Origin of the sequence: Dyella terrae (assembly GCF_004322705.1) — a bacterium.
GTDB lineage: Bacteria > Pseudomonadota > Gammaproteobacteria > Xanthomonadales > Rhodanobacteraceae > Dyella_D > Dyella_D terrae.
Map to the genome: position 1 here is coordinate 1,912,912 of NZ_SIZZ01000001.1, position 12,424 is coordinate 1,925,335.

General features: G+C 65.5%; 16 protein-coding genes. 10 read left to right on the forward strand and 6 right to left on the reverse strand.

The features are described 5' to 3' along the window. Positions 1 to 34: 34 nt before the first annotated feature. Both EYV96_RS08540 and EYV96_RS08545 read right to left on the reverse strand, forming a co-directional pair. Positions 35 to 1,201, reverse strand: coding sequence for a PilT/PilU family type 4a pilus ATPase (locus EYV96_RS08540; protein ID WP_131151001.1), 1,167 nt, complete (start codon positions 1,199 to 1,201; stop codon positions 35 to 37). A 123-nt stretch (positions 1,202 to 1,324) separates the two neighbouring features. Then, complete coding sequence (locus EYV96_RS08545) at positions 1,325 to 2,362, reverse strand: type IV pilus twitching motility protein PilT (protein WP_131151002.1); 1,038 nt, start codon at positions 2,360 to 2,362, stop codon at positions 1,325 to 1,327. A 322-nt stretch (positions 2,363 to 2,684) separates the two neighbouring features. Between EYV96_RS08545 and proC the strand changes: the two genes are divergently transcribed. The 3 genes from proC to EYV96_RS08560 are packed head-to-tail and all read left to right on the forward strand — an operon-like array spanning position 2,685 to position 4,875. Next, complete coding sequence (gene proC, locus EYV96_RS08550; protein ID WP_131151003.1) at positions 2,685 to 3,506, forward strand: pyrroline-5-carboxylate reductase; 822 nt, start codon at positions 2,685 to 2,687, stop codon at positions 3,504 to 3,506. Next, positions 3,503 to 4,078, forward strand: coding sequence for a YggT family protein (locus EYV96_RS08555; RefSeq protein WP_131151004.1), 576 nt, complete (start codon positions 3,503 to 3,505; stop codon positions 4,076 to 4,078). The genes proC and EYV96_RS08555 overlap by 4 nt, the downstream gene beginning before the upstream one ends. Next, a complete protein-coding gene (locus EYV96_RS08560; protein ID WP_131151005.1) occupies positions 4,078 to 4,875 on the forward strand; it encodes a cobalamin-binding protein in 798 nt (265 codons plus the stop codon). Before EYV96_RS08555 ends, EYV96_RS08560 begins: the two co-directional genes overlap by 1 nt. A gap of 11 nt (positions 4,876 to 4,886) precedes the next feature. Here the strand turns inward: EYV96_RS08560 and EYV96_RS08565 are convergent, their stop codons facing one another. Together EYV96_RS08565 and pdxH are read right to left on the reverse strand one after the other, a co-directional pair. Continuing rightward, positions 4,887 to 5,327, reverse strand: a complete 441-nt coding sequence (locus EYV96_RS08565; RefSeq protein WP_131151006.1) for a secondary thiamine-phosphate synthase enzyme YjbQ — start codon at positions 5,325 to 5,327, stop codon at positions 4,887 to 4,889. 9 nt (positions 5,328 to 5,336) lie between these two features. Next, positions 5,337 to 5,924 (reverse strand): pyridoxamine 5'-phosphate oxidase, encoded by a 588-nt coding sequence (pdxH, locus tag EYV96_RS08570; protein WP_240732379.1) that lies wholly within the window; start codon positions 5,922 to 5,924, stop codon positions 5,337 to 5,339. 40 nt (positions 5,925 to 5,964) lie between these two features. Between pdxH and EYV96_RS08575 the strand changes: the two genes are divergently transcribed. After that, a complete protein-coding gene (locus EYV96_RS08575) occupies positions 5,965 to 6,795 on the forward strand; it encodes a kinase (protein ID WP_131151007.1) in 831 nt (276 codons plus the stop codon). A 20-nt stretch (positions 6,796 to 6,815) separates the two neighbouring features. Here the strand turns inward: EYV96_RS08575 and EYV96_RS08580 are convergent, their stop codons facing one another. Then, positions 6,816 to 7,163 carry a YbjQ family protein gene (locus tag EYV96_RS08580; RefSeq protein ID WP_131151008.1) on the reverse strand — a complete coding sequence of 116 codons (348 nt, stop codon included), beginning with the start codon at positions 7,161 to 7,163 and terminating at the stop codon, positions 6,816 to 6,818. Positions 7,164 to 7,191: 28 nt separating this feature from the next. Further along, positions 7,192 to 8,019: an NAD-dependent epimerase/dehydratase family protein gene (locus EYV96_RS08585; protein ID WP_131151009.1), complete on the reverse strand. Its 828-nt coding sequence runs from the start codon at positions 8,017 to 8,019 to the stop codon at positions 7,192 to 7,194. Positions 8,020 to 8,045: 26 nt separating this feature from the next. On the opposite strand from EYV96_RS08585, the gene EYV96_RS08590 reads away from it, so the two are divergent. From EYV96_RS08590 to EYV96_RS08615, 6 genes are all read left to right on the forward strand, one after another. After that, positions 8,046 to 8,600, forward strand: a complete 555-nt coding sequence (locus tag EYV96_RS08590; RefSeq protein ID WP_131151010.1) for a shikimate kinase — start codon at positions 8,046 to 8,048, stop codon at positions 8,598 to 8,600. Further along, positions 8,597 to 9,682 (forward strand): 3-dehydroquinate synthase, encoded by a 1,086-nt coding sequence (gene aroB, locus EYV96_RS08595; protein WP_131151011.1) that lies wholly within the window; start codon positions 8,597 to 8,599, stop codon positions 9,680 to 9,682. Before EYV96_RS08590 ends, aroB begins: the two co-directional genes overlap by 4 nt. A gap of 110 nt (positions 9,683 to 9,792) precedes the next feature. Beyond that, positions 9,793 to 10,053: a WGR domain-containing protein gene (locus EYV96_RS08600; protein WP_131151012.1), complete on the forward strand. Its 261-nt coding sequence runs from the start codon at positions 9,793 to 9,795 to the stop codon at positions 10,051 to 10,053. A gap of 1 nt (position 10,054) precedes the next feature. Continuing rightward, positions 10,055 to 11,125 (forward strand): uroporphyrinogen decarboxylase, encoded by a 1,071-nt coding sequence (gene hemE / locus EYV96_RS08605; protein ID WP_131151013.1) that lies wholly within the window; start codon positions 10,055 to 10,057, stop codon positions 11,123 to 11,125. Positions 11,126 to 11,156: 31 nt separating this feature from the next. Next, entirely contained in the window at positions 11,157 to 11,570 is a 414-nt protein-coding gene (locus EYV96_RS08610) for a VOC family protein (protein ID WP_131151014.1), read from the forward strand. 64 nt (positions 11,571 to 11,634) lie between these two features. Further along, a complete protein-coding gene (locus tag EYV96_RS08615) occupies positions 11,635 to 12,324 on the forward strand; it encodes a DUF4328 domain-containing protein (protein ID WP_131151015.1) in 690 nt (229 codons plus the stop codon). The last annotated feature ends 100 nt before the right edge of the window (positions 12,325 to 12,424 follow it).

Sequence of the window (12,424 nt, forward strand, 5' to 3'; positions counted from 1 at the left end):
CCCGGTGCATGGCACTCGGGGCAAGCTCACCGGCTTATCGATTGAGCATGCCATTGCCCATGCCACGGGAATCGCGCGTCTCCTCCAGCTCCACGCCATCGAGGCCCTGCGACAGCGTATGTGCATCGCCGCCCTGGGCCAGCTTGATGCGCAGGCGCACTTCGTTGGAGCTGTCGGCGTGACGCAGCGCGTCTTCGTAGGAGATCTCGCCGGCGTGATAAAGCTCGACCAGGCTCTGGTCGAAGGTCTTCATGCCGAGATTGGTCGATTCCTTCATGACTTCCTTGAGCTTGTGGATCTCGCCCTGGCGGATGTAGTCCTGCACCAGCGGCGTGCCCAGCAGCACCTCGACCGCCACGCGACGCGCCTTGCCGTCGGGCGTGGGGATCAGCTGCTGCGCAACCACGCCCTTGAGGTTCAGGGACAAGTCCATGAAGAGCTGCGAGCGACGGTCTTCCGGGAAGAAGTGCAGGATACGGTCCATCGCCTGGTTGGCGTTGTTCGCGTGCAGCGTGCACAGGCAAAGGTGACCGGTTTCGGAGAAGTTGATCGCGTGCTCCATCGTTTCACGCGTACGCACTTCGCCGATCATGATCACGTCCGGCGCCTGGCGCAGCGTGTTCTTCAGCGCGTTTTCCCAGTTGTCCGTATCGATGCCGATCTCGCGCTGCGTGATGATGCAGCTCTCATGCTTGTGCACGTATTCGATCGGGTCCTCGATAGTGATGATGTGGCCGGTCGAATTCTGGTTGCGATAACCGATCATCGACGCCAGCGAGGTCGACTTACCGGTACCGGTACCACCCACGAAAATGATGATGCCGCGCTTGGTCATCGCCAGCTGCTTGATCACCGGCGGGAGACTGAGCTCCTCGATCGTCGGGATCTTGGATTCGATCCGGCGCAGCACCATGCCCACGCAGTTGCGCTGGTAGAAGCACGAGACACGAAAGCGACCCACGCCTTGCGCCGAAATGGCGAACTGGCACTCGTGCGTCTTTTCGAACTCCTCGCGCTGCGAAGGCGTCATCACGTTCAGCACCATGTCGCGCGACTGCTGCGCCGACAACGGACTCTGCGTAATGGGCACGATGCGCCCCTGCACCTTCATCGATGGCGCGACACCGGCCGTGATGAACAAGTCGGATGCCTTCTTGTGCACCATCAACTTGAGGAACGAGGTGAAGTCGAAATCGCTCATGGGGTGTCTCCTTTGGAGACGTGAAGGGTGAACAGTAAACAGTGAACAGGTAAGAGCAAGTTGAGGCAACGAAACGGCAGACGCTCTTACCGTTTACCGTTCACCGTCCCCTCTTCACCGCCCTTACTTGAAGACGTCCTTGTTACGCGCATACTGCGCCGCCTGCTGGCGGGTGACCAGTCCACGCTTCACAAGATCCTGCAGGTTCTGGTCCAGCGTCTGCATGCCGTATTGCTGGCCGGTCTGGATGGACGAATACATCTGCGCCACCTTGTCTTCGCGAATCAGGTTTCGGATCGCCGGGATGCCGACCATGATTTCGTGGGCGGCGAGACGACCACCGCCGACCTTCTTCAGCAGGGACTGCGAAATCACCGCGCGCAGCGACTCGGACAGCATCGAGCGCACCATCGGCTTTTCGCCGGAAGGGAACACGTCGATGATACGGTCGATGGTCTTGGCGGCCGAGCTGGTATGCAGGGTGCCGAACACCAGGTGACCGGTTTCCGCGGCGGTCAGCGCCAGGCGGATGGTTTCAAGGTCGCGCAATTCACCCACCAGGATGAAGTCCGGGTCTTCGCGAAGCGCCGAACGCAGTGCTTCGTTGAAGCCGTGGGTATCGCGGTGGACTTCGCGCTGGTTGACCAGGCACTTCTGCGAGGTGTGCACGAATTCGATCGGATCCTCGATGGTGAGGATGTGGCCGTATTCGTTTTTGTTGATGTGGTCGACCATCGCTGCCAGCGTGGTGGACTTGCCCGAACCGGTCGGCCCCGTCACCAGGATCAGGCCCTGCGGCTGCTCGATCAGCTCGCGGAACACGCGGGGCGCACCCAGGTCTTCCAGCGTGAGCACTTCCGAAGGAATGGTACGGAACACCGCGCCGGCGCCACGGTTCTGGTTGAACGCATTGACGCGGAATCGGGCGAGGCCGGGAATCTCGAACGAGAAGTCGACCTCAAGGAATTCTTCGTAGTCGCGGCGCTGCTTGTCCGACATGATGTCGTAGATCAGCGAGTGAACCTGCTTGTGTTCCAGCGCGGGCAGGTTGATGCGGCGAACGTCGCCGTCCACGCGAATCATCGGCGGCAGGCCGGCCGACAAGTGCAAGTCCGACGCCTTGTTCTTCACCGAGAAGGCAAGCAGTTCGGCGATATCCATCGGGTTCCCCTTCAACCGATCGTCAGAATGGCACAGTGACTTTGCCGTCCTGGTGAGGATCGCGACCCCGTAGGAAGCCCGCCGGCGTTGCCGGCACACCCCGAAACTGGAAAACGCCATTCCCCCCAAGAAGCGGCCCGATACTACTCGTGCGATGTGTCGGGGGGCCAGTCTTTCAGGCGCGCTATGGCTGAAGTTGTGAAGTAAGACGTCAGGTCCGGCGGCCGGCCATCGCCTGGCCGGTCGTCACCCCACCCCTCACGGCCCCTGGCTCCCCGCGCCTGCTAAGGTATTCGGCCCAAGCAACATCGGAAGGAATCCCATGCCCCACATTGCGTTCATCGGCGGCGGCAACATGGCGCGCAGCCTGATTGGCGGCCTGATCAAGACCGGCGTGGCCGGCTCGACGATCAGCGTGGCCGAGCCGCGGGCCGACGCGCGCCAGGACCTGGGGCGTGAGTTCGGCGTGGCTTGCTATGCCGAAAGCCACCTGGCGGCGGCGAACGCCGATGTGGTCGTGCTGGCCGTTAAGCCGCAGATCATGCCTTCGCTTCAGAAGGAGATGAGGGAAGTGCTGGCGCGCCAGCATCCGATGCTGATTTCGATCGCCGCCGGCGTCCGGCTGGATCAGCTCGAACGCTGGTTCGGCGCCCTGCCCATCGTCCGCTGCATGCCCAATACCCCCGCCCTGATCGGCGCCGGCGCCACCGGCCTGTGCGCGAACGCTCGCGTCAGTCCGCCCCAGCGTGCCCAGGCCCAACACATCCTGGCCGCCGTGGGCATCACCCAGTGGATCGCCGAGGAGCGCCTGATGGATACCGTCACCGCGATCTCGGGCTCGGGCCCCGCTTACTTCTTCGCCATCGTCGAGGCACTGGAAGACGCTGCCGTTGCCCAGGGCATGCCGCGCGCCACCGCCCGCGCCCTGGCCACGCAGACCTGCCTGGGTGCCGGCCGCATGCTGACCGAAGATGGTGAGGCGCCGGGCGTCCTGCGCCAGCGCGTTACGTCGCCCAACGGCACCACCCAGGCGGCGCTCGACAGCTTCGCCGGCGATGACCTGCATCGCATCGTTGCCCGTGCCGTTGCCGCCGCCACCCGCCGTGGCGAACAGATGGCCGCCGACCTGGACAAGTCCCTGTGAACTACCTGCTCAACGCCTTCTCGTTCCTGCTCGACATCGTCTTCGGCGCGCTCGCCACCTTGTTCGTGCTGCGCCTGGTCGCCGAGGCCAGCCGCGTCGATTTCCACAATCCGGTCAGCCAGTTCATTTACCGCTACACCAATCCCGTGCTGGCGCCACTGCGCCGGGTGCTGCCCAACTGGCGACGGATCAACCTCGCCGCCATCGTGGTGGCGTGGGCGATCATGCTGGTCAAGCGGCTGATCCAGTTCGCCATGGTGGGCATCGCGCCCAACGCGCTGGGCCTGATGCTGCTGTCGCTGGTAGAACTGGCCGACTTCATCTTGCTGTTCTACATCGTGGTGATCTTCGTCTGGTCACTGATGGGCCTGTTCCAGGTCGATCGCTATCACCCGGTGATGCGCCTGTGCGACACACTGGTCAGCCCCCTGCTGCGTCCGGTGCGCGGGAAGCTCGTGGTGGGCATGTTCGACTTCGGCCCGTGGGCCGTGCTGATTGGACTGACCCTTGCGCGCATGCTGGTCATCGATCCCCTGCGCGATCAGTGCGCGCGCCTCGTGCTGGGCCTGTGATGACCGGTCCGCGCCGCATCGTCTGCCTGACGGAGGAGCCGACCGAAACGTTGTACCTGCTGGGCGAACAGGATCGCATCGTAGGTATCAGCGGCTTCACCGTGCGCCCGGCGGAAGCCCGCCGCGACAAGCCCAAGGTCAGCGCCTTCACCAGCGCCAAGGTCGACAAGATCCTGGCGCTCAAGCCGGATCTCGCCATCGGCTTTTCCGATATCCAGGCCGACATCGCGCAGGCGCTGATCAAGGCTGGCGTGGAAGTGTGGATTGCCAATCACCGCAGCGTCGAAGGGATCATTGATTACATTCGCCGGCTCGGCGGCCTGGTCGGTGTCGCGTCGAAGGCCGAGGCGCTCGCCTCGTCGCTTCAGCGGCGCATCGATGGCGCACGCGAGGAAAGCAGCGGCTACGCGGTCCGACCCAAGGTCTATTTCGAAGAATGGGACGAGCCCCTGATCACCGGCATCCGCTGGGTCACGGAGGTGATCGGCATCGCCGGTGGTGACGACATTTTCCCCGAGCACGCGCAGGCATCGTTGGCCAAGGACCGCATCCTTGCCACGGGCGCACCCGTGATTGAACGTGCCCCGGACATCATTCTCGGTTCGTGGTGCGGCAAGCGCTTTCGCCCCGAGCTGGTGGCGGCACGACCGGGCTGGGACGCGATCCCCGCGGTGCGCGATGGCGAACTTCACGAAATCAAGTCGCCCATGATTCTGCAACCGGGTCCCGCCGCGCTGACCGACGGGCTCGACGCCGTGCAGTTCATCATCCGCGAGTGGGTACAGCGTCAGGGCTGAACAGCGCCGCGTCAGTGGCCCAGGACGGTTACCGTGACCTTGCGCTGATGCGGGTCGACGCGGTGTTCCCACAGGAACACGCCCTGCCAGGTTCCCAACTGAGCCTTGCCGCCATGGACGGGCAAGGTCAGGCTGACACCGGTGAGGATCGAGCGGATGTGAGCCGGCATGTCATCGGGGCCTTCCGCGTCGTGCTCGAAGATGCTGTCGCCGTCGGGCACAGCGCGCGCCAGCCAGCGTTCCAGATCGCCACGAACCGCCGGGTCGGCGTTTTCGCAGATGATCAGCGAACAGCTCGTGTGCGCGGTGAATACATGGGCGATGCCCGTGTGAATGCCGCTGGCCGAGACGATCTCAGCCACTTTCTCAGTGATTTCGCTGAAACCACGACCGCGCGTGTGCACGGTGAAACCGGTCTGGGCAACGTGCTCGGCGGTCGTGGCTCGGCTCATGGTGGATCCTCAGGGATACAGCAGGCGATGCGTCCAGGTCTGGCCGTGGCGACTCCAGCGGACGCGCTCATGCCAGCGGAACTCGGCGCCGTACCAGAATTCGACCATGTCCGGCTCGACGACGAAGCCACCCCAGTGCGGAGGGCGAGGCACGTCCCGGCCCTCGAATTCGTGCTCGTACCGGGCCAGGCGCTGTTCGAAGGTTTCGCGGTCCGGCAAGGTCTGGGACTGCAAGGAGGCCCAGGCGCCGATCTGGCTTCCGCGCGGTCGACTGGCGAAGTAGGCGTCGGACTCTTCGGCCACCAGCTTGCGGGCCGTCCCTTCGACCCGGACCTGGACGCCTTCGCGCAACTGCTTCCAGTGGAAGCACAGGGCGACCTGGGCATGGGCGTCGAGCTGGCTGCCCTTGTCGCTTTCGTAGTTGGTGAAGAAGCGCAGGCCGCGTTCGTCGGCCCCCTTGAGCAGGACGATGCGCGCACTCACCCGGCCCGCGCCGTCGCAGGTTGCCAGGTTCATCGCGGTGGGTTCGGGATCGCCGCCCGTACGGGCCTCTTCCAGAAGCTGCAAAAACGTGTCGAGGATCTCTTGTTTCAACATGGGTCTTGAATCGTGGCCGCCTCGCGCCATCATGGCGCGCATGGTTAATGATGCTAGCACGCAGAATTCGGCCCTGGCGGGCCTCTTGCTCGACCAGTACGCCGGACGCATAGCGCGATCCAAGCGCCCGTATTTGTTGGGAATTTCCGGCTTGCAAGGGAGTGGCAAGAGCACCCTCGCCCGCGAATTGAAAGCCCAGGCCGAAGCCCGGGGCCTGCCCACGGAAGTGCTCTCACTGGACGATTTCTACTACAGCCGGAGTGAGCGCGAGGTGCTCGCGCAGCAGGTTCACCCCCTCCTGCGGACCCGCGGCGTGCCCGGTACGCACGAGATCGAGTTGTTGATGTCGGTGCTCGCCGCCCTGCCCCAGGCCTCGGACAAACTCCCGGTGTCCTACCCCCGCTTCGACAAGGGCCGCGATACCCGCATGCCCCCGTCGCGCTGGCCCAAGGTCACCCGTCCGCCCAAGCTGGTCATCCTCGAAGGCTGGGCCCTGGGCATCAAGCCGCAGACCCAGGCGCAGCTGGACGTGCCGGTCAACGACCTGGAACGCACCGAGGACCCCGAGGGAACCTGGCGCCACTGGGTCAACAAGCAGCTGCGCGGCTACCAGCCGCTATGGCGCAAGCTCGACGCCCTGGTGGTGTTGCAGGCGCCAGACTGGGCTGTCGTGCAGAAGTGGCGCAGTCAGCAGGAGGCCGAGCTGCTGGCCCGGCACGCCCCGCTCGCCATGGACGCCGAGGCCATGGTTCGCTTTCTCGCCCACTTCGAGCGACTCAGCCGCCATGCCCTGGCCACCTTGCCGGCGCAGGCCGACAGTTGCGTGGAATACGACACGCAGCGGCATGTCACCGGGCTGAGCCACTTCTGAGTCGGCGAGTCCCGTCACCGTCAGCCGGTGATGGGCTCCACGACCACCGCCGTTCCATAAGCCAGCACCTCGGTCACGCCTTCGGCGACGTCGTTGGCGTCATACCGCATGGCGATCACCGCGTTGGCGCCGTGTTCGGCGGCGTGCTGCAGCATCAATTCGAAAGCTTCTTCGCGCGCTTTTTCGCACAGCTCCGTGTAGATGGTGATATTGCCGCCAACCAGCGTCTGCAGCGCGGCGCCGAAATTGCCGATGACGCTGCGCGATCGCACGGTAATGCCGCGCACGATGCCCATCGGCCGCACGATGCGGAAGCCGGGCACTTCGTTGCTGGTGCTGACCATGGTGGGGGAAATGCGGTTGGCCATGTCGTTCCTCCTTGGGATTGCGCCGAGCCTACACGAGCGCGCGATAACCCTCGCGTGCATCCGGCCACTGGCAACGAAAACCGGTGGCCTTAAGTCGCGCATTGCTCAACTTTTTGCTGCCGATGCCCGCGGGTGCGGGACCTTCAGCGGGCCTCGGCACGTGCATCAGGTCGGCCAGTGCGTCATAGAGCACGTCCATCGGCAAGGGTGTGTCGTCCACGCCCAGATAAAGCGGGTCGACTTCAGGCAAGGACAACACATGCGCGATGGCCGCCGCGGCATCGTCGGCATGGATTCGATTGGACCAGTGGGGCGACCCACGCGGCACCCGCGCCACGCCGGCCCTGATGCGATCAAGCAGTTGCGTGCGGCCCGCTCCGTAGATCCCGGCCAGTCGCATCGACACGGCAGGCAGGCCTTGCAAAGCCAGCCACTGCTCGGCTTCCCGCAGGATCCGCCCATTGAAGCCCGGCGGATCGGTCGGCGTGGTTTCGTCGACCCAGGCGTCGCCATGCTCGCCGTACACCGCGCTGGAGGACACGAACAGCCAGCGCTTCACGTCCTTCGTTGCCACCGCCTCCACCAGATGGCGCAAACCATCGACGAAGACGGCGCGATAAGCCGCCTCCTCGCGTGCTCCGGGCGTCGGCGAGTACACGACCTGGGTGAAGCCGACGGGCAAGCCCGCCAGCGTCGACGGCGCGGTCAGATCACCGCGCAGCCAGCGTATGCCTTCGGAAAGGTCCTCACGCGGCGACCGTCGCAAAGCCCACACTTCATGGCCGCGATCCTGCAGGCGCGCGGCCACGCGAAGGCCCAGATCGCCGCATCCGGCAAGTAAAACGCGCTCGGTCATGCGTGGCCTGCTGCTAAAGTCGCCATATGAATCCCTCCTGCAACCTGTTCATCGTCGGGCCAACCGGCGCCGGCAAGACGACGATCGGACGTCGCCTCGCCGCGCATTATGGGCTGGCTTTCGTCGATCTCGACCAGGAAATTGAAGAACGCTGTGGTGCCGACGTGAACACGGTGTTCGCGATGGAGGGCGAAGAAGGATTTCGCCGTCGCGAAAGCGAACTGCTCGAAGCACTGAGCGCCCGGCGCGGCGTGTTGATGGCCACCGGCGCCGGCGCCGTACTCGATGTCGCCAACCGTCGCCACCTGCGCGACCGCGGCTTCGTGCTGTGGATGCCCGTGACGGTGGACCAGCAACTCGAGCGCCTGGCGCGCGACCGCACCCGCCCGCTGCTGGCTGTCGACGACCGCCGCGCCCGCCTCGAGGCCATGGCGCAGGTGCGCACGGCGCTCTACGCCGAAGTGGCCGAACTGATGCTTCCTGGCGAAGATGACCACCTGCCACGAGTCAGCGAACGCTGCATCGCGCTAATCGATCAATCCTGGCAACGCGACCCCGTTGCCCACGAGTCATCCCCATGATCACCACCATCGATGTCGCGCTCGGCGAGCGCAGTTACCCCGTCTGGATCGGTCCCGGCCTCCTTGAGGACACGGCCCGCTGGCGCGCGGCGTTGCGCGGCCGCCATGCGCTGGTCATCAGCAATACGACGGTAGCTCCGCTGTATCTCGACCGCGTGGCCAAGGGGCTGGACGGCCTGCGCTGGTCGTCGTTCCTGCTGGACGACGGTGAAGCGCACAAGACGTTCGACAACGTCGGCCGCGCGCTGGACGCATTGTCCCTGCTGGGCGCCACGCGCGATGCCTGCGTGATTGCGCTGGGCGGCGGCGTGGTTGGCGACCTGGCGGGTTTCACCGCGGCATGCTGGATGCGTGGCATCGACTTCATCCAGATGCCGACGACCTTGCTGTCGATGGTCGACTCCTCAGTCGGCGGCAAGACGGGCGTGAATCTCCCGGCCGGCAAGAACCTGGTCGGTGCTTTCCATCAGCCGCGTGCCGTCATCGCCGATATCGACACGCTCGCTTCGCTTCCGGATCGTGAATACCGCGCCGGGCTGGCGGAAGTCGTCAAGGGCGCAGCGATCGGTGACCTGCCCTTTTTCGAATGGCTCGAACAGCACGCGGCGTCGATCGCGTCGCGCGACAGCACGACACTGATCGAAGCCATCGCGCGCAAGGTGCGCTACAAGGCGGGCGTGGTTGCACGCGATGAAACCGAGCAAGGCGAGCGCGCCCTGCTCAATCTCGGCCACACTTTCGGCCATGCGCTGGAGACGGCCGGCAAGTACAAGACGCTGCTACATGGCGAAGGTGTCGCTGTCGGCATGGTGTTGGCCGCGCAGCTGTCGGAGCGACTGGGCATGAGCGGCGGCGCCGATTCCGCGCGCCTGCTTCGCCTGCTCACCGTGCTGGGTTTGCCAACGGCTATTCCGGCCGGCATGGCGCCGGAGCAGCTGCTGGCTCTGATGCGCCTGGACAAGAAGAACACCGCCGGCATGCTGCGGCTTATCCTGTGGCGCGGGATCGGCCGGGCCGAAATCGTCGGCGGCGTGCAGGAAGACGCCGTGCTTTCCACGCTGAAGGCTGCCATCGACACCTGAGCCTGAGCGCCATGGCGCCCCCTGCGTCACCCCTGCACTCGCTACCCGAGGGCAGGCCACCTAGAATGGCCCCCTTGCGGCGCCGTGCCGCACTTCCATGACGCCTGTCCATGCGCCTTTATCTGCAAACCGCACCGACCTCCAGCGAAGCGCCCCGCTACGTGCAGATCGTGCTGGAGCAGGATCTGCTCGGCGGCTGGACCCTGTACCGCGAATCAGGCGTGCAGGGCGGCCGCGTCTCCATGAAGCGCGAGCAGTTCCTGGAGCGGGACGACGCCATGGCAGCCTTCGAAAAGGCACGTGACGCGCAGTTGAAGCGCGGTTACCGCCTGATGTTCAGCCAGGGCCTGGATGGCCCGTTCGGACGTTGAAATGACTGAGATCCTCAAGAATGACCGCTTCCTGCGCGCGCTGCGCATGGAGGCCACCGACACCACGCCCATCTGGGTCATGCGCCAGGCCGGCCGTTATCTGCCGGAGTACCGCGCCACCCGTGCGCGTGCCGGCAGTTTCATGGCCCTCGCCCAGAATCCGGAGCTGGCCTGCGAAGTGACGCTGCAGCCGCTCGAGCGCTTCGAACTGGACGCCGCCATCCTGTTTTCCGACATCCTGACGGTGCCGGACGCCATGGGCCTGGGCCTGAGCTTCGCCCAGGGCGAAGGTCCGCAGTTCGCGCATCCGGTGCGCACCAAGGCTGACATCGACAAGCTCGGCGTGCCGGACATGGAAGGCGAGCTGCGCTACGTGATGGACGCCGTGCGCGTGATCCGCAAGGAACTCCACGGTCGCGTGCCGCTGATCGGCTTCTCCGGCAGCCCCTGGACGCTCGCCTGCTACATGGTTGAAGGCCACGGCTCGCGCGATTTCGCCACGCTCAAGGCCATGTGCTGGAACGAACCGGCGATGGCGCATCAGTTGCTCGATGTCCTCGCGCGCTCGGTCGCGGCCTATCTGGCGGCCCAGGCCGCCGCCGGCGCCCAGGCCCTGATGATCTTCGACACCTGGGGCGGCATGCTCGGCCCGGCGCCGTATCGCGAATTCTCCCTGCGCTACATGCAACAGGTGGTGGAGGCCCTCAAGGCCGACGCCCATGCACGCGAGCTGCCGGTGATCCTGTTCTCCAAGGGCGCCGATGGCCACCTGTCGGCCATGGCCGACACCGGCTGCGCCGGCCTGGGCGTGGACTGGACCGTCGATCTCGCCGATGCACGCCGCGCCGTCAACGGCCGCGTCGCACTCCAGGGCAACCTGGATCCGGCGGTGCTGCGCTCCAATCCCGACACCATCCGCCGCGAAGCACGCGCCGTGATGGACAGCTACGGCAACCATCCGGGCCACATCTTCAACCTCGGCCACGGCATCACGCCGGAAGTCGAGCCCGACCATGTGAAGGTGCTGGTCGACGAAGTGCACGCCTACGGGCGTACGATTCGCGGGTCTTGATGGGCGGCATCGTTGCCGTCGGGAGGCAGCGATGCGCAGCAACCGTTCCATGCCGGCCAGCACCGTCATCCCGGTGCTCGGCTACGACAATGTTCCGGAGGCCGCCGCGTGGCTGGTTCGCGTGTTCGGCCTGCGCGAGCGCCTGCGCATTGCCGACCACCGCATCCAGATGCAGTTCGGCAATGCCGACCTGGTGATTTCCGACGCGGGTTCGCCCGCGCCGAAGCCGCGCCCCTCCTTTTCGGTGATGCTGCGCGTCGATGACGTCGACGCGCATTACGCGCGCGTCACCGCGGCCGGTGCCGACGTGGCCGGGCCGCCGGAGACCTTTCCTTACGGTGAGCGCCAGTATTCCGTGCGTGACCCGGGCGGCCACCGATGGACGTTTTCGCAGACCGTGGACGATGTCGACCCGGTGAGCTGGGGCGGTGAACCGGTCGGCTGATCGCAGGCGCGCTCGACATCCCCTTTGACGGCATGAAATAGTGCCCTCACCAAGGGGGAAAACCATGAAGTCCTACGACTACCGCAGCCTGCGGTCGCGCACTCGCCTGCTGCGTGGCCTGTTGTTCTTTCTGGTCGCCATCGACCTGGCGCGGATGGCCGCGCACCACCACGAGCGAGCCGTGCTCCATAACGTGGAAGCGATGACGGCCGAAACGCGCGACCTGGTGGTCGCCTCGGCGCATCAGAGCGATGCGATCGTCGGCATGCTGGCCGTCATCTTCATCCTGGTGTTGCTTTCCACCTACGTGGTGGCCGGCACGTGGCTCTATCGCGCCCATGCCAATCTCCGGGCCCAGGGCGTCAAGAGACTGAACTTCACCCCCGGATGGTGCGTGGGTTGGTACTGCGTTCCGTTCGCCAATCTCGTCATGCCCTACCGGAGCATGGCCGAAATCTGGCAGGCCAGCCTCGACGGCCTGAACTGGAACCCGGACGCACCTGCGCCCACGCTGCGCATTTGGTGGGGGCTGTGGCTTGCCGGCGCATTTACCGGCTATCTCGCGGGTGCCTGGACTCGCGGGGCGAGCGACCTGCCGGCCCTGCTGCAGGCCAATGCCATGCAGCTGGCCGCCTGCGTGCTGAATCTGGCTGTGACACTGGTCTTCGCGCACGTCGTCGGCGAGGTCGCCCATCGACAGGCCCGGCAGTTCGAGGCGCCCCCGGCCGGGCAAGCGATGCTCGAGCCGGCCTGACGCACCGGGGACGGGCGATCGCCCTCACCAACGGGTCCGCCGCAGGCTTTGCGCCCCGGCGACCCCGGATGTTTTGGCACCCTCGCCCCCCTCCCCTTAC